The sequence below is a fragment of the Nonomuraea mangrovi genome (assembly GCF_042681425.1).
Classification (GTDB): Bacteria; Actinomycetota; Actinomycetes; order Streptosporangiales; family Streptosporangiaceae; genus Nonomuraea; species Nonomuraea mangrovi.
Map to the genome: position 1 here is coordinate 671,800 of NZ_JBHUFV010000033.1, position 23,412 is coordinate 695,211.

Below are 23,412 nucleotides of genomic sequence, written 5' to 3' on the forward strand. Positions count from 1 at the left end.
TCGGTCATGACCCTTATCCCCAAACTGCTCGCCGCCGGCCTGGCGCTGACGACGGCGCTGACGGGGGCGCCTCCCCCCATGTCCGCCTCCTCCACGGCCGAGCCCGGCGACCGCGTCCAGGACCTGGGAGTCCCGCTCCAGGACGTCCTGCTCATCGGCGGCACCGTCGCCGCGGGGCCCGGTGGCGGCACCGTGCTCTGGGGCGCCTCCTCCGGTGCCCCCGCCCACCTCAACGCCGTCGACCCCGCGACCGGCGCCGAGGTCGCCCGCGTGGACCTGGAGGGCGCCGCGGGATCGTGGGCGGTCGACGCCGCGCCCGACGGCAGCGTCTACGTCGGAACGTACGGCGACGGCCGCCTTTACCGCTGGAGCGAGCAGGGCGGCGTGAAGGACCTGGGCCGCCCCGTCGCCTCCGACAACTTCATCTGGTCGGTGGCCGCGGGGGAGGGGGCGACCGTCTACGGCGGCACCTCTCCCGGCGGCCGGCTGTTCGGCTACGACCCCGCCACCGGCTTCCGCGACTACGGCAGGCTGTCGGCCGCGCACGCCTACGTCCGCAGCGTCTCCTACGCGGGCGGGAAGATCTTCGCGGGCACCGAGGCGCCCGCCGCCGTCTTCGAGGTGGACGCCGCCACCGGCGCGGCCACCGCGTTGCCCACCCCGCCCGGGCTCGACCCCGCGGGCAAATGGGCCTACGACGTCAACGCCGCGGGCGGCCACCTCTACGTCAGGTACGGCGCCGCCGCCCCCGGCCCGCTGCACGTGTGGGACATCGCCGCCAGGACCTGGACCCACGCGCTCGAGCAGGCTCACGGCCTCGACGTCTCCCCGCCGGACGAGCAGGGCGGGGTCTACTTTGTAAAGGCGGGCGAGCTGGTCCGCTACGACCCTCGTACGAAGGCCGTCACCCCGACCGGCATGCCGTTCACCGGCAGGGTCGCCAACACGCGCGGCATCGGATGGGCCGAGCTCGGCCTGCCCGACTACCCGGGCAAGAGCGTCGTCGGCCTGCTGTGGCGCGGGCTGATGTTCCGCTACAACCCCCAGACCGGCGCGCGCGCGTTCGTGCAGACCGGCGTCCGGGGCGAGCCCATCGACATCACCGCGATCTCCGAGGGCCCCGACGGCCGCGTCTACACCGGCGGCTTCCTCAACGGCGGTTTCGCCGCGCTCGACCCGGCCACGGGGCAGCGGGAGGAGTTCCACACCTTCTCGCAGAGCGAGGACATGGTCACCCACGCCGGCAAGCTCTACGTCGGCGCCTATCCCGAGGCCAGGGTCTACGCCTACGACCCCGAGCTGCCGTGGAACAGCACCGAGTACTCCCCGAGCCCCGAGCCGGGGCCCGTCCCCAACCCCGCCAGGCTCTTCGACTTCGCCGCCGACAAGCAGATCCGCCCGCGCGCGATGGTCTCCGCGGGGCGCTACCTGGCCGTCGGCACCATGCCCGACCTCGGCCACCTCGGCGGCGTGCTGGCCATCTGGGACCCGGCCGAGGGCAAGCTGAAGCACGCCCAGCGCAACGTGGTCACCGACCAGTCGATCGTCTCGCTGGCCTACCGTGACGGCATCGTCTACGGCGGCACCTCCATCTACAGCGGCCAGTCGGCGACCCCGCCGACCCAGCCCGAGGCCAAGCTCTTCGCCTGGTCGGTGGCGCGGAACAGGCTGCTGTGGGAGATCACCCCCGCGCCCGGCAAGCCGGCGATCCCCGCGCTGACCTTCGACGACCGCGGCAGGCTGTGGGGCATCGCGGGCGGCACGGTGTTCGGCGTGGACACCGGGGAGCGCAAGGTCGTCACGACGGTCACGCTGTCCGGCAGCAAGAGCGCCGGCGGGCAGCTCGTGTTCAACAGCGCCGACCGGCTGCTGTACGGCGCGCACGCCGGCGCGGAGGTGTTCTGGCTCGACCCGCGCAGACGGACGCACGGCGTGCTGAGGCAGGGGGCCGTGCACCAGCTGGCGGTCCACCGTTCGGGCGAGGTGTACTTCGCCGAGGGGCCGAGGCTGTTCAAGCTGGAGGCGAAGCGAACCGGTTGACCCTGGACGACGAGGCCTCCCGTCCCGCGGTGGGACGGGGGGCCTCGTCGTCTGCGCTCAGCAGAGGCGGTAGGTGTAGAAGTTCTCGAAGCGGGACAGGTACATGTGCCCGTCGGATCCCTTCAGCAGGAGCGAGAGGGGCCTGACGAGGAGCGTCAGCGCCATGCTCGCCCTGTCGATCCTGTAGGCCTTGCCCTGGACCTTGCCGTACAGCTTGCCGTCCGAGCCGAGCTCGATGTTGGTGTCGAGCAGCACCTGGATGGCGGTGGCCCACGGGTAGGTCTGGTGCTTGGTGACGCGCAGGGTCCGGCCGGTGGCAGGGTCGAGCTCGAACAGCGCGTCAGGGCTCAGGCCCCACAGCTTGCCCTGGTCGTCGAAGGTGATCGAGCCGAGCGCGCGCCCGCCAGGATACGGTCATGGCCGTAATTCTGGCAGTTGCCCCCTTTCAGGGGAAGGGCGCCGCCGGTCGCCGACCATGTCGTGATCCTTCACGTCATCGCCCGCCTTTCCGGCTCGGTCCCGCACCGTCAGGCCCGGCGGGTGTGCCGATCTCGTCACGTTCCGCACGCACGGGCCGGTGATCACTGCACAATGATCGGCATGAGCGACCCCCAGCGCATCATCGCGGTACGGCACGGCCAGAGCGAGGCGAACCTGGCCTACCAGCAGGCCGCCGGTGTCCCCCTCGTCTACGAGCGCGAGGACCACGAGATCACCCTCACCGACCTGGGCCGGTTACAGGCGGCGGCGCTGGGCGTGTTCCTCAAGTCGCTCCCCTGGCAGGAGGCGCCCGAGATCGTCTGGTGCTCGCCCTACCTGAGGGCGATGGACACCTGGAGCCTCGCCCACCAGGCGTGGGGAGTGGGGCCGCTGCCCGTCAGAGTCGACGCGCGGCTGCGCGACAGGGAGTGGGGCGAGCTGCGCCGCTACAACCAGGCCGCCATGCAGCAGCGCTTCCCCGAGGAGGCGGCGCGGCTGCTGGCCGAGGGCGAGTACGGCTACCGCCCGCCGGGCGGCGAGTCGTTCGGCGACGTGGCGATCCGGCTCAGACGTTTCCTCGGCGACCTGCGCACGTGGGCGGAGGGGCGGCGGGTGCTGATCGTCGCGCACGACTCGGTGGTGCTCATCCTGCGCCACGTGATCGAGGAGTCGCCCGACACCGAACTGGCCGCCGTCGGCGTCCACGCGCCGATCATGAACGCCTCCGTCTCGACGTGGGAGTCGAGGGACGGACGGCTCGAACTGCTGGCGTTCAACGAGGTGGGGCACCTGGACTAGGCGAGAGCGAGGACGGCGTCGGCCCGCCCCCTGGTGCCGTCCTCGGCGAACCACCGCTCCTCCGCGGCGAACCACTCCACCCATCGCGCCTCGAGCTCGGGCCCGTCGCGCTCCAGCACCCTGGCCATGCGCACGTCCCTCGGGGCCTCCACCCACACCCTGAAGGACACGGGCGCGGTACGGCGCGCCGTACCGACGCCCTCGATGACCAGCACGGGTGCGACGGGCACCGTCACCTCCTCGGCGTAGACGCCGCGCGCCCAGTCATAGCGGCGGAAGGCGCCCGGCCTGCCCTCGCCGAGCGGGCGCAGCACCCGCTCCTCCAGGGCGGCGAACCACGGTCCAGGACCCTGCTCCCACGGCACGGGGAAGTCGTCGCTGTGCACCACCTGCGCGCCGAGCGCGGGACCCAGCCGCCCGGCCAGCGTCGTCTTGCCCGACCCCGCGGGCCCGTCCACCGCGACGACACGGGTGAGACCGCAGGAAGGCGGGCGCTCCATGATGCGTTTCACCAGGTGATCCATTCCTCCGATCCTGTCATGGTGGAACAGGGACCTGACTGTCGAGCGTCGGCTCTCGCCTGAAAGGCTGGTAAGGCCATAAGCTCGGCGACCACAGTGGAGGTTGATCTTGCGCGGACCCCTTGGCGACATCGTCGTCCTCGACCTCTCGCGGGCTCTGGCGGGCCCGCACGCCGCCCAGATGCTCGGTGACCTCGGCGCCAAGGTGATCAAGGTCGAGCATCCCGAAGGCGGCGACGAGTCACGCGGCTGGGGGCCGCCGTTCGCCGGCCCCGACCACGACATCTCCACCTACTTCCTGGCGGCCAACCGCAACAAGCAGTCCATCGCGGTCGACCTGAAGTCCGAGGAGGGCAGGCGGCTCATCGAGCGCCTCGTCCGGCAGAGCGACGTCCTGATCGAGAACTTCCGCACCGGCGTGCTCGACAGGCTCGGCTTCCCCGTCGAGCGCCTGCACGAGCTCAACCCCCGCCTGGTGGTGCTGTCCATCACGGGCTTCGGCCACGACGGCCCGGAGGGCGGCAGGCCGGGCTACGACCAGATCGCCCAGGGCGAGGCGGGCCTCATGTCGCTGACCGGCCCCTCGCCCGACGCGCCGTACCGGGTGGGCGCCTCCATCGCCGACCTGCTGGCAGGCATCCACGGCGCCTACGGCGTGGTCGCCGCCCTCTACGAGCGTGAGCGCACCGGAAAGGGCGAGGTGGTGCGCACCTCGCTGCTGGCCGCGGTGACGGGCGTGCACTCCTACCACGGCACCGCGTGGACGGTCGGCGGGCAGGTGCCCGTCGCGGGCGGCAACCACCACGCCTCCATCGCGCCCTACGGCGCCTTCCACTGCGCCGACGGGATGCTCCAGATCGCCGCCGCCAACGACGTCCAGTGGCGCAAGGTGGCCGCCTTGCTGGACATCGACCCCGATGACGCGAAGTATGCGACGAACAGGCAGAGGTTCGCGCACAGGGATGAGCTGATCGGCGAGATGGAGAAGGCACTGGCCCGCCACGACCGGGCGCACTGGCTGGCCGCGCTGGCCGAGCTCGGCGTACCCGCCGGCGCCATCCGCACACTCGACGAGGTCTACGCATGGGAGCAGACCCGCTCCCAGGGGCTGGTGGTCGAGGTGGACCATCCCGTGCTCGGCCCTATCGAGCTGCCGGGGCCTCCGCTGCGCTTCGACGGCGCCGAGCCCTTCGAGCACAGCCCGCCGCCCGCCCTCGGACAGGACGGCGAAGCCGTACTTTCCTGGTTGGCGGAACGGGAACGGTGACCGGCGCGTCAACATTGCAGCACTCGACGACAGCAGGGGAGCAGTGGTGAGCCGGCCGGACGCGCGCACTCTCATCGAGACGGTCCTCGACCGGGGATCGTGGAAGTCGTGGGACACGCCGCCCGCCGACCCTGCCCAGCCCGGCTCCTCCTACGCCGAGGAGCTGGCCGCCGCCCGCGCCAAGAGCGGCTACGACGAGTCGGTGATCACCGGTGAGGGGTCCGTCGACGGGCACAGGGTGGCCATCGTGGCCTGCGAGTTCTCCTTCATGGCGGGCTCCATCGGGGTGGCCGCGGCCGAGCGGCTCGTGCTGGCGGTCGAGCGGGCCACCAGGGAAGGGCTGCCACTGCTCGCCTCGCCCGCCTCCGGCGGCACCCGCATGCAGGAGGGCGCGCTCGCCTTCACCCAGATGGTCAAGATCACGGCGGCGGTGCAGCTGCACCGCGAGGCGGGCCTGCCGTACATCGTCTACCTGCGTCACCCGACCACCGGCGGCGTCTTCGCCAGCTGGGGCTCGCTCGGGCACGTGACCGCGGCCGAGCCGGGGGCGCTCATCGGCTTCCTCGGGCCCAGGGTGTTCGAGTCGCTGCACGGCTACGCCTTCCCCGAGGGCGTCCAGGTGGCCGAGAACCTGTTCACGCACGGCCTGGTCGACGCCGTCGTCACGGCGCAGGAGGCGCGCGCCATCGCGATCAGGGCGCTGACCGTCCTCACCGCGGGCCGCGGCGGGCTGGTGAAGGGGACGGCGCCGGAGGAGGACCTGCGCCCCGTCGAGGCGTGGGACGCCATCACCCGCTCGCGCCGCGACGATCGTCCCGGCATCCGCACCCTGCTCAAGCTGGCCGCCACCGATGTCACCCCGCTGAACGGCACCGGCGAGGGCGAGGCCGATCCCGGACTGCTGCTGGCCCTGGCCAGGTTCGGCAGCGCCCCTGCCGTCGTCCTCGGCCAGGACCGGCGCACGCAGCGCGCGACGGGGCCGTTCGGGCCGGCGGGGCTGCGCGTGGCCAGGCGGGGCATGCGCCTGGCCGCCGAGCTCGGCCTGCCGCTGGTCACCGTGATCGACACGGCCGGCGCCGCTCTGTCCAAGGCGGCCGAGGAAGGCGGGCTGGCCGCCGAGATCGCCCGCTCGCTGACCGATCTGGTCATGCTCGACGCGCCGACCGTGTGCCTGCTGCTCGGCGAGGGGGCGGGCGGCGGCGCGCTGGCCCTGCTGCCCGCCGACAGGGTGCTTGCGGCCCAGCACGCCTGGCTGTCGCCGCTGCCGCCCGAGGGCGCGTCGGCGATCCTGTACCGCAGCGTCGACTTCGCGCCCGAGATCGCCCAGGCGCAGGGCGTGCGCGCCACCGACCTGCGTCGCGACGGGATCGTGGACCGGGTCATCCCCGAGCGGCCCGACGCCGCCTACGAGCCGAGGGCCTTCTGCGAACGGGTGGCTCGGGCGCTGGAGTTCGAGATCGCGGGGCTGCTGGAAACGCCCCAGGCGGACAGGTTGCCTGCCCGCCTGGCGCGCTACCGCTCTCTCGGGATCTAGCGCCGCCAGATCTCCTTGCCGGCGGCGTCGTAGCCGACGACGTCGGCGTCCGGGTTGGAGTTCGTCGAGCGTGCGGAGAACAGGGTGAGACCGAGACCCCACGGGTCGGCCGTCAGGGTCGCGGTCACACGGGAGCCGTCGTCGTAGACCAACTCGACCTTGGCCGTCTTCACGACCGCGTATCCGGCGAGGAAGCCGCTCCTGAACTCGTAGGTGGCATCGTCGATCTTGTGCTTCTCGGTGATGAAGCGCCCGTTGTCCGTCCAGATGATCAGGCAGCCGTCCTGGTGGGTCAAGGTGGCCCAGGTCCCCAGCGCGGCGGCCTGTCCGACGGGCGGGGAGACCGAGCACTTGTCAGGCGCGCTGCCGCCGACCGTGGCGACCGTGTCCTGCTCGGCGTTCCGCAGGGCGAACCTCTCCGACCCGCCGCGGTTGGGGACGACCCAGATCTTCAGCGGCGCCCCCGAGGGCGCGTACACCGAGCCGCGAGTGCCGGACGTCACCGCCTCCACCTGGGTGACCTCGGATCCCGCCACGCCGATCGCGCTCTTGCCGAGATCGGGCAGGCGCTCGGCGTCTCCGGCCGCGACCGGCTGGAAGGCGTCGCAGGTGGTCTTCTCGCCCGCGACCGAGCGGCACAGCCCGTCCCAGGTCCTGCCGTCGGCGAGCGTCACCTTGCTGAACCACACCTTCGCCTCGCCGATGGTGACGACCTCGCCGATCGGCGGGTGCGGGTCCCAGGCCGGCTTGTCGGCGGGGTGGTCCTCGCGCCACAGCTCCTTGCCCGAGGAGTCGTAGCCGACGAGGGCGAAGCCCTCCAGGTAGAGGTCGCCGGAGACGGGCTCCTCACCGGCGAACAGCCGCACACCGATCTTCCACGGGTCCTGCTTGACCGCCGCCCTGAGCACCTTGCCGTCCTTACGGACCAGTTCCACCTTCGCGGTGGCCGGGCGGGCGATGCCGAACCAGCGACCGCCGTTGACCCGCAGCTCGACGTCCATCGGCTTGCCGCCCATGTCGCGCATCAGGTCCTTGGCCCTGACCAGGTTCAGCCCCAGCTCGCGACCGTCGAGGGTCCAGATGAGCGTCCTGTCGGGCGTGCTGTAGGGCCGCACGCTCAGGTCGGCGAGATCCGTCGCGGCGCCCGCGGGCCTGCCCTGCTCGGCCTCGGGCGGCATCGCGACGGTTCTGGCGACCCGCGACAGGAGCCTGCCGTCGGCGGCGGCGAACTCGTAGGCGGTGACCTGGTCCGTGGCAGGGAAGACGACCGTCCAGATCTTGAAGGGCGCGCCGGCAGGCCGGCGAACGGCTCCGGTGACGCGCGTCCCCTTCTTGGTCACCGCCGTCACCGTGGCCACGTCCGGGCGTGCGCCGCCGTAGTCGAGCACGCTCTCGCGCGGCGGGACGGACTGTGTCGTCCCCTCGAACCAGCCGGCGCTCTTCATCGCCTGGGCCCCGACGTTGCCGCCGCAGCTGGTCTGGGTGGCGTCGCCCGCGTACTGCACGGCATGGCAGAAGACGACCAGGCCCCTGTGATCGGTGGCGTACCACAGCCGCATCGGCCGGTTCTCGGCCGGGTTGTCGATGACCAGCTCCCGGCCCACCGGGACCGGATTCGGCGGCGGACCGGTGACCGTCTGCCTGTCCAGGCCCCCGTTGAGCAGGACGGGCACGAGCACGGCCACCAGGGCGACCGGCAGGGCCGCCAGGATGACGGGCCAGGCCCACCGGCGGCGTCCGGCCCGCTGCTGGACCTTCATCCAGGCCGTCGGGCTTGCCTCGTAGGTGGCCGCGCGGGCGTCGAGTGCGGCGCGCAGCCGCTCTTCCAGGTCGTTCACAGCATCCCCCTCAGCGCCGCCATGCCCCTGCTGGCGTGTGTCTTGACCGAACCGGGCGACACGCCCATGGCATCGGCGATCTCTCGTTCGGACAGGTCGAGCCAGTAGCGCAGGATCAGCGCCTCCCGCTGGCGGCGCGGCAACGTGTCGAGGGCGGCCAGCAGCTCGCGGTGCTCCTCGGCGACGATGACGGCGTGCTCGCTGCTGCGGGCGTGCTCGGGAGGGTCGGGACGGCGTAGCCGGGTGATGCGCAGGTGCCGCAGCCGGTTGCGGGTCAGGTTGCAGACGGTCGCGCGCAGGTAGCCGAGCGCTGCCGCGTCGTCCCGCAGGCGGCGGGAGTGCAGCCTGGCGAACGCCTCCTGCGCGATGTCCTCGGGGTCGTCCGCGCCCAGCAGACCCGCCAGCCGTACCAGGGACTGGTACTGGGCGGCGAACAACTCCGCGAAGGTCGGAGCGGTGGGCGCCATGGTGGGTGTTTCCATCACATACCAGAGACACTCGCGGTGGCGACGGGTTGACCGGATCCGTCGACGAATTCGAAGGCGCGCACGGTCGCGCCGTGGACGGTCACCGTCCAGATGGCCAGGGGCGCCCCCTCCGGCCGGTGGACGGTGCCGTCGACCCTGATTCCTTCGGCCGTCACCGCGCGCACGCCCGCTACTCCGCTCCTCGCGGCGCCGTAGTACAGGTCGTCCTCGCGGGCCTCGGCCCACGCGGGCTCGGGACGGTCGGACAGGTCGTGGCCGCAGGAGGCGGGCCCGCACAGCCGCACGTCGCCGTCCTCGTCGGTGGTGCGGGCGAACCACAGCCGCACCGGCGGGTCCGACACGGACAGCACCTCGCCGATCGGCGCCTTTCCCTGCATGACCCGCTGGTAGATCTCGGAGGTCTCGGACGCCCCGCCGCACGCCACGAGGGCGAGCGGCACGAGGGCGAGCATCCATCGCATGTTGTTCAAGACACCTTCGACCCGGCCCAGGGTGACAGGGTCAGTCGACGGGAAGGCGCTCCACCCGGATCGAGAAGACCTCCTCGCGCGGCACGACCACTTCGTAGGCCCCATGGTCGACCATCCAGTAGCCGAGCGCCTCCGCTTTCATGCCGCTGTGTCCCGTGTAGGCGATGTGGAGGCCGTCGTCGTCCTCGTCGAGGACGACGCAGGGCTCGCCGCCGAACGCGCCGACCGTGCGCACGAGCACCAGCCACTCCAGTTCGGAGCGCTCCACGGTGCGGCGCCAGTAGCCCGAGCCCGCCTCGAAGCCCTCCAGCTCCTCCTCGCTGAACAGGACGACCTCGTCGCTGTCAGGCCCGATCGCCGCCGGATGGGTGCGGCCCCTGTGACGGGCGGCGAACCCCGACGCCACGGGAACGATCGCGTCGTTCATGTGGACGGCCGCCAGGTCAGCCCGTCGTAGGCGGCGAAGGGCCGCTCGCCCCTGTCGCCCACGTGCACGATCTCGGCTCCCGCGGGGATGGGCATCGGGGTGGTGTGGAACTGCGGCACCACGTGCTCGCGGGAGGTGGTGAACCCGTTGCCGGCGAACGGCGGCGCGTCGCTCCAGTCGCCGCCCATGTGCGGCCCGTACGGCACCGCGTAGGTGTCGACGTCACGCGCGTACCACCGCATGACGTACAGCTCGGGCACCTCCGCGCTCAGCTCCGATCCCTCGAAGGACAGGTCGAGCCCCAGGAATAACGCGCGCGGCGTGGTCAGCCGCACGCAGTCCTGCACGCGGTAGACGTAGCCGGAGATGACCGTGCGCTTTCCCGAGAGGTAGGGCACGAGCAGCCGAGGCGGCACCACCTTCTGCATCTGTGTCCTACGCTCGTTCACGGCACCACTTTACGATCTCTTGGCCACTCCGATTGAGGAACCCCGCCAATCGGAGCGACTCCCAGGTCACGGCAGTCTCGCCACGCCCAGCACCCTGTGCTCCAGGCACGGCAGCGTGGCGCGGGCGGAGGCGGTCAGCTCGGGGTCGAGGTCGACCACCTGCACCGCCGGTGCGCTACCCAGATCGGCGCGGACCACGCCCAGCGGGTCGACCAGCATGCTGCGCCCGACCCCGAACCCGTCGCCGGACTCGGCGGGGTTGGGCGCCTGACCGACGGCGGCGGTCCACATCGTGTTCTCCAGCGCCCTGGCTCGCACGAGAGTGATCCAGTGGTCCTCCTTGAGCGGTCCCGAGCCCCATGCCGCGATGACGGCGAACATGTCGGCGCCCCTGTCGACGAGCGCTCTGGCCAGCTCGGGGAAGCGCAGGTCGTAGCAGGTGACCAGGCCGACGCGCAGCCCCGCGACCTCGACCACGGTCGGTTCTGAGCCGGGCGCGACGAGCTCCGACTCGCGCGACCCGAAGGAGTCGAACAGGTGGATCTTCCGGTAGGCGGCCAGGACGGCGCCCGAGGCGTCGAGCGCCACCGCGGTGTTGTGGACGCGGCCGTCTCCCGGCTCGAAGACGCCGGCGATCACCGCGACGCCGTGCTCGCGGGCCGCCTCGGCCAGGCCTGTGACGAACGGGCCGTCCAGCGGCTCGGCCAGGTCGGTGATCCGCTTGCCGTACCTGGTGAGGGTGGCTTCGGGGAAGATCGCGAGGTCGGCGCCCTCGGCCTTGGCGATGGCCTCCCTGGCCCGCTTGAGGTTGACCACGGGGTCGGGGGAGACGGGCAGCTGGCAGAGCGCGATTCTCGTCACGCCCTCGAGCCTATGCCCGGCTGGAACCCGGCGGCCAGATCACCCGCACGGGCATCCCCGCCCGGACGGCCATGGCCACCACCTCGGCGGTGCCGCCGCGCCCGCGTGGCACCGCGCCGTCCCACACTGCGACGAGCTCGTCGGCCTCGGCCAGCATGGCTTCGGCCGCGGCGAGGTAGGCGGGCACCCCGGCCTCGTCGAAGGGCAGTTCGAGGACGTGCGCGGCCTTGCCGAGCAGCATGTCGTAGGTGTGGCGGGCGTCGGCGGGCAGGCTCTCCCTGTAGTGGTGGGCGGGCAGGACGGCGCGCAGCTCGCCGCCGGCCGCGATCGTCTCGGCGGCGAAGATCTGATCGGTTCCCTCGGCCAGGCACGACACGCCGACCAGGTCGGGGCCGGCGTCCGCCAGCGCCTCGCGCAGCGCCTGGCTGACCAGCTCCACGGTGTGCGGCGTCAGCTCGCGGTGTCCTGTCACGGCGAACCTCGTCATCGGGTCCTCACCACCTGGAAACCGGCCAGTGCCAGGATGCCGGGAAGGTTCCTGACCGTGTCCCGGTCCTTCTCCTTCGCCGATGCTGACAAAGTGGACCAATCTCCTATGTCGGGATGCGTCTTGTTCTCATCATCCCTCAACGGTCCGTGGGACCAGCCGCGGCTCACCATCATCCGTACCCAGCGCACGTGCTCCATCTCCGCGAGGAGCTCGATCTCCCCCTCGGTGAAGGCGAAGCCGAGGTCGGGGTCGACACGCGGGCCGAGCGCGCAACCGACCTCCTTCAGCTTCCTGCCGATGTCCTCGGCCAGCAGCCTGTTGGACTCGCGCTTGCTCTCCTCCAGTTCCTCCCAGGGCACCAGCGAAGGGTTGAGCGCGAACCGCGCGCCCCTGCCGCGCTGGTCGGCCAGATAGTGGTTGTGGGCCGCCTTGGCGAGGGTCTCCACCAGGTCCTCGGAGATCAGCGCGGGATCGCCGGCCGCATCCGTGACGGGGAAGACCCTGAGCGCGCCGTCCAGCCCCTCCAGCAGGCTGGAGTCGAAGGCCGCCGCGTGGTCGACGCGGACGACCAGCGAGCCTGGGCCGCCGCCCCACAGGCGCAGCGACGTGAGCGCCACCTTCAGCGCGAGGTCCTGGTCGGGGTAGCAGACGTAGACGCGGCGCGAGGCCTGCGGCAGCATCTCGGGCAGGCTCACCTGCTCCGGCTCCAGGTCGATCGCCTCGAGATCGCAGGCCGTCAGCAGCAGGTCGTGCCTGGCGCACAGGGCCGCCACGGTGCTCGTCGCGGCCGCGTCGACGACGGTGACAGGAAGGGGGCCGGAGTCCGGCGCGTGCAGGCGCCAGTGCCTGGCCAGTTCCAGCAGCAGTGTCCTGCCGAAGGTGCCGAGGCCGATGAGCATGACGGGGTCGGCCGTGGTGGGCGGGTCGTTCTGCAGCAGCACGCGGGCCGCGAGCGTGTCGGGGTTGAAGAAGTCCAGGTGCAGCCCCGTCGGCCTGGTCAGCCCCAGTCGCCTGGCGCGCAGCGCCGCGCACATGTCGGGGTCGGAGATGAGCCCGTAGGCGGCAAGCGGGCGGGTCTTCGGCCTCGGCATGGCGTGCGCGGCCAGCGCGATCGCGGTGTTGGTCGCGCTGTCGCTCTCGCAGGCGTACAGGACGGCCGCGCGCTCGATGCCTGCGGCGCGCAGCACGGAGGGATCGCGCGGGTCGCCCTCGACGTGCAGGACTCCCCGGTCGGCGTTGGGCGTGGGGGCGATCTGCACCACGCCGCGGCCGGCCGTACGCAGGCGCCTGGTCAGCACGCCCGCGATCGGCCCCGTGCCGCAGACGACCGCGTGGCCGCGCGAGCCGCGGGCGCGCAGGCGGCGGATCTCGGTCGAGAACAGCAGCAGCAGACCGGCGACCAGGGCGTAGATCGTGGCGGCGGGGGCGGTGAAGCGGGCCACCTCCAGCGCCCACCCCAACGGCTCGTGGTCGACGTCGAAAGGCGCGGGGTCCAGGACGAACAACTGGAGGGAGTAGTAGACCAGGTCGAAGGCGGAGGCACCCGGCTGGAGGTAGGCGGCGAAACCCACCAGGCCGAGAACGAAAGACGCGACCACCAGTACGGCAAAAGACAGCCGCAATGCCATTCCGTCACGATATTTTCGCCCTCTTTGAAAGTCCAGTCGTCTGTCGTGTATTCATGTCTGCATGGACCCCGTCAATGCATTTCTCGCCTGGTCCACCGAGGCTGAGGGATCCGAATCCGTCATCAGGGCGGTCCAGTCGGTGAAGGGACAGCTGGCCGAGCGCCACTACGACGTCTACGACTGGAGCGAGCAGCCCCACAGCCGCAACATTGGCATCGAGATCCAGGAGCAGATCCGCAGGTCGGACATTCTCATCCTGGAAGGAAGTACGGTTCGCCCCAATCTGGCATTTGAAGTCGGATTTGCGCGGGCGCTGGATTTGCCTGTCGTCGTCATCAAGCAGGAGGGCACCCACGAACTGCCGGAAGACTTCGGCGCTCCCCGATACCTCAACTATCCGAGTGCCGGCAGCGACGCGGGATTCGGGAAATTCGAGACCGATTTCGGCAGGTTGCTCGACCGGCTGGAGATGGAGTCGCTCAGCCCTGGCCACCGCGCGCTGCGCCGCAAGCTGACCCAGCTGCACGGCGGCCTGCAGTCCGTGCTCGGCAACCACGACTCCGACCACCCGCAGCTCCACCTGCGCAGCGGCTGGCTGGAGGCGCTGGCCTCCGAGGTGCGCAACTCGGGCCCTTCCAACCTCGTCACCGACGCCGACTACTACTCCCACTGCTTCGCCGAGCTGCGCGACTGGAACGACGGGCCGATCAGGGCCATCGCCGACCTGACCGACAACACCGAGACGTTCTGGCAGACCGACCTCGAGCACCCCGAGCTGATGAGTTCCCAGGTCACCGAGCGGATCTTCCTCATCGACTGGCGGCTGTTCTTCCAGGGCGAGGCCGAGCTGTCACGGCACATGTCCATGTGGCGCGACCACATCGGCAGCCTGTCGGGCAGCGGCTACGAGATCTACGTGGCCGCCGTCGACGACGTGGGGCTCGGCGTGCGCCACCCGTTCGGCGACACCGCCGTCGGCGCCCACCTGCTGCTGCTCAACCCCGACTGCATCGGCGGCTACCGGCGCAGGCTGGAGAGCGACTTCGGCGAGCGCCGCATGCTCCACATCGAGCGCGACCGCCACCGCTTCAACCTGGCCACCCGCTACTACGAGGCGGTCAAGGCGCGGGCGGTGCGCTTCGACCCCAACCACGACTTCCACACGCTCAAGCGCGAATGGCTGCGCAAGCTGGAGATCGGCAGGTGGGACGAGCACTGGACGCTGCGCACCGAGCACCGCTCGCCGGCCTACTTCGACCGCTACGACCAGCACATCCGCACCTGGATCCCGATGTACGACGACCTGATCCAGGACTGCTCGGCCACCGTCACCAGCGAGATCCTGCGCATCTTCCAGGAGATCGACATGTCGGTCTCCGTGCTGGAGATCGGGTACGGCACCGGCAGCCTCACCGCGGCGATCGTCCCGTGGATCCGCACCCTGTGCGAGCCGTTCGAGCAACTCGGCCAGCTCTACCCGGTCGACAGCTACCGTGCCATGGACCGCGCGGTGCAGATGCGCAAACTCGCCCACAGGAAGATCGGAGACGACCTCAACCGCTGGGTCCGCCTGCTGAACAAGACCGCCTGGGACGACGTCGAGGACCACATCACCTACAACGTCATCTTCGGCTCGCTCGTCACCCACTTCCTGCTCGGCCAGAGCCCCACCGAGGAGTCCGTCGACTGCTTCTTCGCCGAGTGCGCCAAACGCCTCGAACCCGGCGGCAGCCTCGTCTTCTCCGACTGCTTCGCCCCCGAGGAGGACAGGGAGCGGCAGGCGGCGGTGACCGCGTGGCGCACCTGGATGATCGACAACGGGCTCTCCGAGGGATACGCGGAGGCCTACCTGGCGGGCAACCAGGACATGGTCAACGCGGTCTCCGTCGCCCGCCTGGCGGCCGGCGCCGAGCGCCACGGACTGCGCCTGGTCAAGGAGAAGCTGGTCGGCTCCACGCAGATGTTCCGCCTGCTGGTGTTCCGCTCCGCACGCTGAGCGCGGCGGCGTAGGCCAGCGCCTGCGCACGCGCGCACGCGGCCACCGCCTCGTCGGGCGGCAGGAAGCGCGGATCGTGCAGCCCGGCGTGGGCGAAGCCGGGCGCGCCGTTCAGCCCGACGAACGCCATCAGCGTGGGCCGCGCGGTGCCGTAGTGGGCGAAGTCGTCGCCGCCGCAGGAGTGCCAGGCGGGCGCGAGGGCGAACCCGGCCGCCGCGGCCCTGCGCCTGGCGGCCTCGGCCAGCGCCGGGTCGTTGACCAGCGGCGGCTCGCTCTTGGTGAAGGTCAGCCGCGCCGTGCACCCGTGCGCGGCGGCCACGTGCTCGGCGCACTCCCTGACGGCCAGCCGCAGCTCGCGCTGGTCGGCCGCGTCCAGCGCGCGGACGGTGACCAGGGCGTGGCCGGCGCCGGGGATGACGTTCTCGGCCGTGCCCGCGTGGACGGCCCCGACCGTGAGCGTCGCGCCGTGAACCGGGTCGACGCGCCGCCCCACCAGTCCGTGCAGCGCCACCACGAGATGCGAGAGCGCCAGCACCGGGTCCCTCGTGCGGTGCGGGTAGGCGGCGTGCCCGCCGCGCCCTTCGACATCGATCCTGATCGCGTCGGCGGCCGCGTTGACCGTGCCCGGATCGGCGCCGATCGACCCCCACGGCAGGTCGGGGTGGACGTGCACGGCGACCACCGACTCCACCGCCTCCGCCTCCAGCTCGCCGTCGCGCAGCAGCGCCACCGCGCCCGAGGGATGCCGCTCCTCGCACGGCTGGAAGATCGCCACCAGCGGCGCAGGCAGCGCCGTCTTGCGGGCCGCCCGCACCAGCGCGACGAGCGCGGCCAGATGGACGTCGTGGCCGCAGGCGTGCATGTGGCCGTTGGCCGACGCGTACGCCGCCCCCGTCCGCTCGGTCATCGGCAGCCCGTCCAGCTCGGCCCTGACGCCGATCGCGGGCTCGCCGCCCGCGCCGCCCGCGCCGCCCGCGCCGACCCTCACGATCATCCCGGTGCCCGCCACGACCCTGTGCGGCAGCGGCAGATGCTCGGCGATGATCGCGCAGGTCTCCGCCTCGGCGCCGCCCAGTTCGGGTACGGCATGCAGCCGGTGACGGAGGCGGATCGCGTCGGGCAGCTCGTCGTCCAGCAGGCGGAGCAAGGCGCTTGGCGTCACGAACGGAGTATGGGCTTGTTCTCCACGCGTTTCCACCAGGTGAGCACGCGCCAGGCCCATTCGAGCGGGCCGTACCTGAACCTGGACAGCCACCACCAGCTGAACAGCAGCTGCGCGGCCAGTGTCACGGCCACCACCGGGAGCACGGGCCACCGCATCGGGGCGGTCAGCGCGATGACGACGGTGCCCGAGACGTAGTTGGTCAGCGCCATCCTGCCCATCGGCTCCAGCCACCGCGGCCGCAGGTACAGCACCAGCGTGGAGTAGGCGGCGGCGCCCGCGAGGGCCGCCGTCACGTAGATCCACCACTGTTCGGTTCGCGGGTAGGCCCAGGTGAGCACCGCGGAGACGGCCGCCGACGCCACGAAGCCCGGCAGCAGCCATCGGCGTCCCAGCCGCAGCTCCATCAGGGCCATGCCGATCAGGAAGAGCCCGGGGATGATCAGGATGCCGCCGCCCATCCAGGTGCCCCACGCGATCGCCGCCACCCCGAGCGCCAGGATCGGCCAGCCGCCGGACAGGAACGAGGCGGGCAGCAGCACGCCGATTCCGAACAGCGCGTAGTCGGTCAGCACCTCTCCCGGATACCAGGTGTGCTGGACCAGCCCGAACACCAGCAGCCACAGCAGCCTGCGCAGCAGCACCCACCGGGTGGCGCCCTGCAGCACGAGCACGAAGCTGATGCCGAACAGCAGGGAGAAGATCGGGTAGAAGCGTCCCTGGAAGAACGTCTCGACCCACCAGTCGCTCTCCGGCCCCTCAGCGTGCTGCCAGGTGTTGACCAGCATGATCCCGCACACCGCGAAACCGCGGAGCGCGTCGAGCTCTCTGATGCGTGTCACAGGAACCAGGACCACCACCACACGAGGAGGCCGGCCGCGATCACGGTGGCCAGGATGTTGGGGATTGTACGGGCTCGTAGCAGAGCGGCCACCGTGAGAACGGCCGAGCCGGCCGCGACCCAGCCGTAGGCCTCGAGCGTGTGCGGCACCCCGACGGCCAGCGCGGTCTCGTTCTCCTTCATCAGCCCCCACACCGCGTCGGCCGCCAGGCCGACGAAGGCCACGCCGGCCAGCCCGGCGAACGCGGTCAGCGCCCTGCCTCTGAGCGCGCCGCCGACGAGCTGAGCCAGGCTCGCCAGCGCGAACAACGCGAGCGGCACGGCCAGCCACGGGGAGGTCAGCGCCTGGTACGGCGCGCCGGTGACGTGAAGGTCGCCGGGTCGCACGGAGGTGAAGCCGCGCTGCGAAGGGTCGCACGGCTGCTTCCAGCCCACAGGGTCGGCGACGAACGCGGCGATGGTGCGGGCGCCGCACGCCGTCGACAGGAACACCGCGTGGCCGACTCCGGCGAACTCCACGAAGCGGGCGTTGGGCAACCTCTCCGCCGCCGGTCTGGCGGTGCGGGCGGGCGTGGTCGGATCGTACTGGCCGCCGAGTACGAGCACGGGCGCCTTCGTCGTGGCCTTCGTGGGCGTGGAGGCCGGCAGCTTCCATGCCGCGCACACCTCCTTGTCGGAGGTCACCGTGAACAGGCGTGACCGTTCGGGGAAGTCGGCCTCGTCCTGGCACTGGACCGCGTGGTAGAGCCCGAACTCGTGGGAGGCGAGACCGGGCCCCACCTGGTCGGCCAGCGGCCGCAGCAGTTCGTCGTGCCCCTCGGCCAGGGCGTCGACCAGCGCGGGGGCCACCGCGATCACGCTCGCGTCGTGCAGGCCCTCGGCGAGCACCGTCGCCACGTCGTCGCCGGTCAGCCTGGCGGTGAACGCCCTGCCCGTCAGCGGGTCGGTGGCGGGCACCAGCGCGGGACGCGCGTTCAACCGCTTCACCATCGCCTCGAACCTGTCGCCGACGCCCAGGGCGGCCACGGTGTCGGCCAGGTTCCGGTCGGCCTCTCCGTACCAGGAGACGTCCTGCGGCAGGAAGGAGTCGAGCACCACCGCGCTCACACCCTCGGGGTCGGCCGCGGCGGCGTCCACCATCACCCTGGTGGAGTAGCTGACCCCGAACAGGTTCCACCTGGCGTAGCCGAGCGCCTTACGCAGGTCGACGACGTCGGCCGCGATCTCCTTGGTGGTGTAGCCGCGCAGGTCGACGCCCTGCTCCTCGTGCCTCCTGCGGCAGTCGAGCGCGCCCTTCGCGACGTCGGCCCTGGGGGCGCGCAGCCTGTCGAGCATGGCCGAGACGGTCTCGGGGCAGCCGAGCGTGGGCTTGGAGTACCTGCTGCCGCGCTGTTCCAGCGTGACGACGTCGCGGTCGGGGAAGATCGACGCCAGGAAGCCGGTGAGCTGGATCGAGGCCGAGGCGGGACCACCGCTCGTGTAGACGACGGGGTCGCCCGCGGGGTTCCTCGCCCGGTGGACGGCGAAGCCCACTCTGATCGTTTTTGCCCGGTCGCCGTCCCGCCTTTCGGGTACCACCAGGAAGCCGCACCTGGTCCCTGGGGGCATGGGGACGGGGCACGCCCGCTCCTCGACAGGACCGGCCCCGACCCCCGACCCGTTCCCGGCCCCCGACTCGTTCCCGGCCCCGACCCCCGACTCGTTCCCGGGTCCGGTCCCGTTCCCGGGCCCGGTCGACCAGCTCTCGACGCTGGTCCCGGTCCGGCGCTCGGGTCCGGTCCCGACACCGGTCCGGCGCTCGGCTCCGGCGCTGGTCCCGAGCTCGGCACCGGCGGGGGCGGCGACGACGGGTTCGTTGACCCATCCGGCGGTGGGGAGGGCGCTCGGAGCGGACACGAGCGCGACGGCGAGAGCGACCCGGGTGATCACGCCCTCGAGACTAATAGTGTGGTCCTGTGAACGATCCCCTTGTTTCCCGAATGCGACAGTTCGGCACCACGATCTTCGCCGAGATGAGCGCGCTGGCCGTACGGACCGGTTCGATCAATCTGGGGCAGGGGTTTCCCGACACCGACGGCCCGCCCGCGATGCTCGACCGCGCGGTGGAGGCCATCAGGTCGGGCGCCAACCAGTACCCGCCGGGGCCGGGGGTGCCCGAGCTGCGGCAGGCCGTGGCCGAGCACCGGCGGCGGCACTACGACCTCGCCTACGATCCCGACGGTGAGGTGCTGGTCACCGTGGGCGCCACCGAGGCGATCGCGGCCTCGGTGCTGGCACTGTGCGAGCCGGGCGACGAGGTGATCGCCTTCGAGCCCTACTACGACTCCTACGCCGCCTCCATCGCGCTGGCCGGGGCCAGGCTGGTCGCGGTCACCCTGCGGCCCGAGCGGGGGCGCTTCACCTTCGACCCCGACGAGCTGCGCGCCGCTGTCACGCCGCGCACCAGGGCGATCCTGGTCAACTCGCCGCACAACCCGACGGGCACCGTGTTCACCGCCGAGGAACTGGCCTGTATCGCCGAGCTGTGCCAGGAGCGCGACCTGGTGGCGATCACCGACGAGGTGTACGAGCACCTGACCTTCGACGGCGTCGCGCACATCCCCATGGCCACGCTGCCGGGCATGCGCGAGCGGACCGTGATGATCGCCTCGGCGGGCAAGACGTTCTCGGTGACGGGATGGAAGACGGGCTGGGTGTGCGCTCCGCCCGAGCTGGTGCGGGCCGTTCAGACCGTCAAGCAGTTCCTGACCTTCACGGCCAACGGGCCGTGGCAGCTCGCCGTGGCGTACGGCCTGCGCGAGGAACTGGACTGGGTCGCGGGCCTGCGCGAAGGCCTCGAGGGCAAGCGCGACAGGCTGATGAGCGGGCTGGCGGCGGCGGGGTTCGAGGTGCTGAAGCCGTCCGGGACGTACTTCGTGCAGACCGACATCAGGCCGCTGGGCTTCACCGACGGCCTGGAGCTGACCAGGCGGCTGCCCGAACTGGCCGGAGTGGTGGCGATCCCGACGCAGGTCTTCTACGACCACCCCGACAGGGGCCGGCACTTCGTCAGGTTCGCCTTCTGCAAGAAGGACGAGGTCATCGACGAGGCGGTGACCAGGCTCAAGCGGCTCGGACAATAGTGGTATACCGTTGCGCGCATGGAGATCCTCGTGGTCAACCCCAACCGCGTCGACGGCTGCACCCTGCTGATCCACGAGGCCGCGCGCGCCGCCGCCGCGCCGGGCACCACCGTCACCACGCTCGCGCCGCGCCGCGGGCCCGCCGAGCTGACCGGGCACTGTGAGGTGCTGTTCAGCGCGGTCGGCGTCCTCGAACTGATCGCGGAGACGCCCGCCGACGCGGTGGTGATGGCGGGGTTCGGCGAGCCGGGCAAGGAGGCCGCGCAGGAGCTCACCGCCGCGCCCGTCCTCGACATCACCGAGTGCGGGCCGCTGCTGGCCCGCACGCTCGGCGCGCGGTTCACGATCGTCACCTCCACCGCCGCGGCCGCGCCGATCGTCGAGGACCGCCTGCGGACGCTGCGGCTCGACGCGGCCTGCGCCGGCGTCCTGGCCTCGGGCCTGGGCGTGCCCGACCTGGTCGACCACCGCGAGGAGGCGGTGACAGCGGTCGCCGACACCGCGCGACGCGCGGCCACCGAGGTGGTCGTGCTGGGCTGTGGCGGCATGGCGGGCATGGCGGCGGACGTCGCCGCGGCCACCGGGCTGGTCGTCGTGGACGGCGTGAGCGCCGCCGTCAAGATGGCCGAGTCGCTGGGCGCGCTCGGCCTCGCCCCTGGATTGACCCCGCGCCCGCCCGTCACCGGCTGGCCGTTCACCACCTAACCGGTACCGGTCCAAGGTGGTGCCGGTCCAAGGTGGTGCCCCCAGCCGGTGCCGTTCGAGCCGGTGCCGGGCTCCAGGTCAGGCGACCACCTTCACCGGCAGCTTCCGCTGCCTCACCGCGCTCCGCACCGCCTTGGCGAGCTGCGCGTACTCCGCGGCCCGCGCCGAGCTGGCCCGGTAGGCCATGCCGATCGTCCTGCCAGGCGCCGGATCGGCGAACCTGCGCAGCGCCAGCCGTACTCTCTTGCCCGTCTCCACCGGCACCGCCGACTCCGGCAGCAGCGTCACCCCGAGGCCGCCCGCCACCAGCTGCACCAGCGTCGGCAGGCTGGTGGCGTAGGTGGTCGCGGTGGCCCGCGCGCCCACCTCCCTGCACACGTCGATCGCCTGCTCCCGCAGGCAGTGGCCCTGGTTCAGCAGCACGATGTCGAGACCCTTCAGCGCCGACCTGCGCAGCGGCGTCTCCTCGACGGCCAGCGGATGGCCCTCGGGGACGGCCAGCAGGAATTCCTCGTCGTAGAGCGGCTCCTCCACCAGCCCGCTCGTCTCGGTCGGCAGGGCCAGCAGCACCAGGTCGAGCCTGCCCTCCCTCACCTCCTCGACGATCGTCTCGGTCTTGGCCTCGTGCACGGTGAGTTTCAGCTTCGGGAAGCGCCTGGCGAACATCGGCAGCAGCGCGGGCAGCACGTACGGCGCGACCGTCGGGATCACGCCCAGGTGCGCGGGCCCGCTGAACGGCTCGCGGTTGCGCGCCACCTCGCCGACCAGGTCGTCGACCGCCGCCAGCACCCGCGTGGCGTGCGCGGCCACCCGCTCGCCCGCGGGTGTCAGCAGCACTCTTCTGGTGGTCCTTTCGAGCAGCTGTGTGTCGAGGATCTCCTCCAGCGCGGAGACCGACCCCGACAGCGCGGGCTGGCTCATCCTGAGCGCGGTGGCGGCCTCCCTGAAGTGGAGATGGTCGGCTACAGCGAGGAATGCCCGCAGTTGAGCGAGGGTGGGCATGGGCTCACTGATAGGAATCACCTCTCAGATTGGTCCGACTGCTCGATTTCTCGGATCAATGGTAGGTGCGGCAACCTGGAGGCACTGACAACGACGTCCTACAAGGAGACATCCACGTGCTCACCGTTGGTGACAAGTTCCCCGAGTACGAGCTCACCGCCTGCGTCGACCTGGACCCCGAGAAGGCGTTCACGGAGATCAACCACAAGACCTACGAGGGCAAGTGGCGCGTGGTGTTCTTCTGGCCGAAGGACTTCACCTTCGTGTGCCCCACCGAGATCGCCGAGTTCGGCCGGCTCAACGAGGACTTCGCCGACCGTGACGCGCAGGTGCTCGGCGTCTCCGTCGACTCGGAGTTCGTCCACCACGCGTGGCGCAAGGACCACGAGGACCTGCGCGACCTGCCGTTCCCGATGCTGAGCGACATCAAGCGCGAGCTGTCGTCGGAGCTCGGCATCCTCGGCGAGGACGGCGTCGCCCAGCGCGCCACCTTCATCGTGGACCCGAACAACGAGATCCAGTTCACGATGGTGACGGCGGGTTCGGTCGGCCGCAACGTCAAGGAGGTCCTGCGGGTCCTCGACGCCCTGCAGTCCGACGAGCTGTGCCCCTGCAACTGGAACAAGGGCGAGAAGGGCCTCGACGCGAAGGCCCTGCTGGGCGCATGAGCGAGCGAACCGAGCGCGGGGAGCACGGCCGGCCGATGACCGTGCGAGCGGCGAGGGAGCAGGCATGAGCATCGACAACCTGAAGGCCGCGCTGCCCGACTACGCCAAGGACACCAAGCTCAACCTGGGCTCGGTCACGACGACGTCGTCGCTGACCGACCAGCAGCTGTGGGGCGCGGTCCTGGCGTGCGCGCTGGCCACCAGGTCGGCCCGGGTCATCGCCGAGGTGGCGGGCGAGGCCGCCGCCGCCCTGTCGGCCGAGGCGTTCAAGGCGGCCAAGGCCGCCGCCTCGATCATGGCGATGAACAACGTCTACTACCGCGCCACCCACCTGATCGGCGACGAGCAGTACGGCACGATGCCGGCCAGGCTGCGCATGACCGTCATCGGCAACCCGGGTGTCGACAAGGTCGACTTCGAGCTGTGGTGCCTGGCGGTCTCCGCGATCAACGGCTGTGGGCGCTGCCTGGAGTCGCACGAGCAGGTGCTGCGCGGCTCCGGCATGCCGCGTGAGCAGATCCAGGAGGCGCTGCGGATCGCGGCCGTCGTCAACGCGACGGCCGCGACCCTGGAGGCCGAGGCCGCCCTCGTGACGGTCTGACCCGCCTTCCCTGCACAGGGCGTG

General features: G+C 71.5%; 23 protein-coding genes. 9 read left to right on the forward strand and 14 right to left on the reverse strand.

The features are described 5' to 3' along the window. Positions 1–6 precede the first annotated feature (6 nt). On the forward strand, positions 7–2,040 hold the full coding sequence (locus tag ACFSKW_RS21515) for an outer membrane protein assembly factor BamB family protein (RefSeq protein ID WP_379574091.1): 2,034 nt from the start codon (positions 7–9) through the stop codon (positions 2,038–2,040). A gap of 57 nt (positions 2,041–2,097) precedes the next feature. Here the strand turns inward: ACFSKW_RS21515 and ACFSKW_RS21520 are convergent, their stop codons facing one another. Further along, on the reverse strand, positions 2,098–2,295 hold the full coding sequence (locus ACFSKW_RS21520; protein ID WP_379574092.1) for a hypothetical protein: 198 nt from the start codon (positions 2,293–2,295) through the stop codon (positions 2,098–2,100). A gap of 345 nt (positions 2,296–2,640) precedes the next feature. On the opposite strand from ACFSKW_RS21520, the gene ACFSKW_RS21525 reads away from it, so the two are divergent. Further along, a complete protein-coding gene (locus ACFSKW_RS21525; protein ID WP_379574093.1) occupies positions 2,641–3,318 on the forward strand; it encodes a histidine phosphatase family protein in 678 nt (225 codons plus the stop codon). On the opposite strand, the gene ACFSKW_RS21530 is transcribed toward ACFSKW_RS21525, so the two are convergent. Further along, positions 3,315–3,830 (reverse strand): uridine kinase family protein, encoded by a 516-nt coding sequence (locus ACFSKW_RS21530; RefSeq protein ID WP_379574094.1) that lies wholly within the window; start codon positions 3,828–3,830, stop codon positions 3,315–3,317. The genes ACFSKW_RS21525 and ACFSKW_RS21530 overlap by 4 nt on opposite strands. 118 nt (positions 3,831–3,948) lie before the next feature. Between ACFSKW_RS21530 and ACFSKW_RS21535 the strand changes: the two genes are divergently transcribed. Continuing rightward, on the forward strand, positions 3,949–5,106 hold the full coding sequence (locus ACFSKW_RS21535; protein ID WP_379574095.1) for a CaiB/BaiF CoA transferase family protein: 1,158 nt from the start codon (positions 3,949–3,951) through the stop codon (positions 5,104–5,106). Between the two features lie 43 nt (positions 5,107–5,149). Next, on the forward strand, positions 5,150–6,640 hold the full coding sequence (locus tag ACFSKW_RS21540; protein ID WP_379574096.1) for a carboxyl transferase domain-containing protein: 1,491 nt from the start codon (positions 5,150–5,152) through the stop codon (positions 6,638–6,640). Here ACFSKW_RS21540 and ACFSKW_RS21545 read toward each other — a convergent pair. The 8 genes from ACFSKW_RS21545 to ACFSKW_RS21580 all read right to left on the reverse strand — a co-directional run bounded on the left by ACFSKW_RS21545 (position 6,637) and on the right by ACFSKW_RS21580 (position 13,291). Continuing rightward, a complete protein-coding gene (locus ACFSKW_RS21545; protein ID WP_379574097.1) occupies positions 6,637–8,478 on the reverse strand; it encodes a hypothetical protein in 1,842 nt (613 codons plus the stop codon). The genes ACFSKW_RS21540 and ACFSKW_RS21545 overlap by 4 nt on opposite strands. Continuing rightward, the gene (locus tag ACFSKW_RS21550; protein ID WP_379574098.1) at positions 8,475–8,945 is read right to left on the reverse strand and encodes a sigma-70 family RNA polymerase sigma factor; all 471 of its coding nucleotides are present in this window, start codon (positions 8,943–8,945) and stop codon (positions 8,475–8,477) included. The genes ACFSKW_RS21545 and ACFSKW_RS21550 overlap by 4 nt, the downstream gene beginning before the upstream one ends. A 14-nt stretch (positions 8,946–8,959) precedes the next feature. Further along, complete coding sequence (locus ACFSKW_RS21555) at positions 8,960–9,436, reverse strand: hypothetical protein (RefSeq protein WP_379574099.1); 477 nt, start codon at positions 9,434–9,436, stop codon at positions 8,960–8,962. A gap of 31 nt (positions 9,437–9,467) precedes the next feature. Next, positions 9,468–9,863 carry a hypothetical protein gene (locus tag ACFSKW_RS21560; RefSeq protein ID WP_379574100.1) on the reverse strand — a complete coding sequence of 132 codons (396 nt, stop codon included), beginning with the start codon at positions 9,861–9,863 and terminating at the stop codon, positions 9,468–9,470. Beyond that, positions 9,860–10,312 (reverse strand): hypothetical protein, encoded by a 453-nt coding sequence (locus tag ACFSKW_RS21565; protein ID WP_379574101.1) that lies wholly within the window; start codon positions 10,310–10,312, stop codon positions 9,860–9,862. The genes ACFSKW_RS21560 and ACFSKW_RS21565 overlap by 4 nt, the downstream gene beginning before the upstream one ends. A gap of 66 nt (positions 10,313–10,378) precedes the next feature. After that, complete coding sequence (locus ACFSKW_RS21570) at positions 10,379–11,173, reverse strand: carbon-nitrogen hydrolase family protein (RefSeq protein ID WP_379574102.1); 795 nt, start codon at positions 11,171–11,173, stop codon at positions 10,379–10,381. A gap of 10 nt (positions 11,174–11,183) precedes the next feature. Further along, positions 11,184–11,660, reverse strand: coding sequence for a hypothetical protein (locus ACFSKW_RS21575; RefSeq protein WP_379574103.1), 477 nt, complete (start codon positions 11,658–11,660; stop codon positions 11,184–11,186). Continuing rightward, a complete protein-coding gene (locus ACFSKW_RS21580; RefSeq protein WP_379574104.1) occupies positions 11,657–13,291 on the reverse strand; it encodes a RyR domain-containing protein in 1,635 nt (544 codons plus the stop codon). Before ACFSKW_RS21580 ends, ACFSKW_RS21575 begins: the two co-directional genes overlap by 4 nt. A 61-nt stretch (positions 13,292–13,352) precedes the next feature. Between ACFSKW_RS21580 and ACFSKW_RS21585 the strand changes: the two genes are divergently transcribed. Beyond that, positions 13,353–15,287 carry a hypothetical protein gene (locus ACFSKW_RS21585; RefSeq protein WP_379574105.1) on the forward strand — a complete coding sequence of 645 codons (1,935 nt, stop codon included), beginning with the start codon at positions 13,353–13,355 and terminating at the stop codon, positions 15,285–15,287. On the opposite strand, the gene ACFSKW_RS21590 is transcribed toward ACFSKW_RS21585, so the two are convergent. Genes ACFSKW_RS21590 through ACFSKW_RS21600 form a run of 3 tightly spaced genes read right to left on the reverse strand, consistent with a single transcriptional unit; the run spans position 15,223 to position 19,219 of the window. Continuing rightward, positions 15,223–16,449, reverse strand: a complete 1,227-nt coding sequence (locus ACFSKW_RS21590; protein ID WP_379574106.1) for a M20 metallopeptidase family protein — start codon at positions 16,447–16,449, stop codon at positions 15,223–15,225. The two genes, ACFSKW_RS21585 and ACFSKW_RS21590, sit on opposite strands and share 65 nt — an antisense overlap. Beyond that, the gene (locus tag ACFSKW_RS21595) at positions 16,446–17,291 is read right to left on the reverse strand and encodes a DUF418 domain-containing protein (RefSeq protein ID WP_379574107.1); all 846 of its coding nucleotides are present in this window, start codon (positions 17,289–17,291) and stop codon (positions 16,446–16,448) included. The genes ACFSKW_RS21590 and ACFSKW_RS21595 overlap by 4 nt, the downstream gene beginning before the upstream one ends. Then, entirely contained in the window at positions 17,288–19,219 is a 1,932-nt protein-coding gene (locus ACFSKW_RS21600; RefSeq protein WP_379574108.1) for an alpha/beta hydrolase, read from the reverse strand. The genes ACFSKW_RS21595 and ACFSKW_RS21600 overlap by 4 nt, the downstream gene beginning before the upstream one ends. A gap of 26 nt (positions 19,220–19,245) precedes the next feature. Between ACFSKW_RS21600 and ACFSKW_RS21605 the strand changes: the two genes are divergently transcribed. Together ACFSKW_RS21605 and ACFSKW_RS21610 are read left to right on the forward strand one after the other, a co-directional pair. Beyond that, a complete protein-coding gene (locus ACFSKW_RS21605) occupies positions 19,246–20,412 on the forward strand; it encodes a pyridoxal phosphate-dependent aminotransferase (protein WP_379574109.1) in 1,167 nt (388 codons plus the stop codon). 18 nt (positions 20,413–20,430) lie between these two features. Continuing rightward, on the forward strand, positions 20,431–21,117 hold the full coding sequence (locus ACFSKW_RS21610; protein ID WP_379574110.1) for an aspartate/glutamate racemase family protein: 687 nt from the start codon (positions 20,431–20,433) through the stop codon (positions 21,115–21,117). A 78-nt stretch (positions 21,118–21,195) separates the two neighbouring features. Here ACFSKW_RS21610 and ACFSKW_RS21615 read toward each other — a convergent pair whose 3' ends face one another. After that, on the reverse strand, positions 21,196–22,119 hold the full coding sequence (locus ACFSKW_RS21615) for a LysR substrate-binding domain-containing protein (RefSeq protein ID WP_379574111.1): 924 nt from the start codon (positions 22,117–22,119) through the stop codon (positions 21,196–21,198). 116 nt (positions 22,120–22,235) lie between these two features. Between ACFSKW_RS21615 and ACFSKW_RS21620 the strand changes: the two genes are divergently transcribed. Continuing rightward, positions 22,236–22,787 carry a peroxiredoxin gene (locus tag ACFSKW_RS21620; RefSeq protein WP_379574112.1) on the forward strand — a complete coding sequence of 184 codons (552 nt, stop codon included), beginning with the start codon at positions 22,236–22,238 and terminating at the stop codon, positions 22,785–22,787. 64 nt (positions 22,788–22,851) lie between these two features. After that, on the forward strand, positions 22,852–23,388 hold the full coding sequence (gene ahpD, locus ACFSKW_RS21625; protein WP_379574113.1) for an alkylhydroperoxidase, AhpD family: 537 nt from the start codon (positions 22,852–22,854) through the stop codon (positions 23,386–23,388). Positions 23,389–23,412 lie beyond the last annotated feature (24 nt).

Coding starts and splice junctions, on each gene's coding strand:
- ACFSKW_RS21515 (WP_379574091.1), top strand. CDS start 7: ATGACCCTTATCCCCAAACTGCTCGCCGCCGGCCTGGCGCTGACGACG.
- ACFSKW_RS21525 (WP_379574093.1), top strand. CDS start 2,641: ATGAGCGACCCCCAGCGCATCATCGCGGTACGGCACGGCCAGAGCGAG.
- ACFSKW_RS21550 (WP_379574098.1), bottom strand. CDS start 8,945: ATGGCGCCCACCGCTCCGACCTTCGCGGAGTTGTTCGCCGCCCAGTAC.
- ACFSKW_RS21560 (WP_379574100.1), bottom strand. CDS start 9,863: ATGAACGACGCGATCGTTCCCGTGGCGTCGGGGTTCGCCGCCCGTCAC.
- ACFSKW_RS21575 (WP_379574103.1), bottom strand. CDS start 11,660: ATGACGAGGTTCGCCGTGACAGGACACCGCGAGCTGACGCCGCACACC.
- ACFSKW_RS21580 (WP_379574104.1), bottom strand. CDS start 13,291: ATGGCATTGCGGCTGTCTTTTGCCGTACTGGTGGTCGCGTCTTTCGTT.
- ACFSKW_RS21585 (WP_379574105.1), top strand. CDS start 13,353: ATGGACCCCGTCAATGCATTTCTCGCCTGGTCCACCGAGGCTGAGGGA.
- ACFSKW_RS21610 (WP_379574110.1), top strand. CDS start 20,431: ATGGAGATCCTCGTGGTCAACCCCAACCGCGTCGACGGCTGCACCCTG.
- ACFSKW_RS21615 (WP_379574111.1), bottom strand. CDS start 22,119: ATGCCCACCCTCGCTCAACTGCGGGCATTCCTCGCTGTAGCCGACCAT.
- ahpD (WP_379574113.1), top strand. CDS start 22,852: ATGAGCATCGACAACCTGAAGGCCGCGCTGCCCGACTACGCCAAGGAC.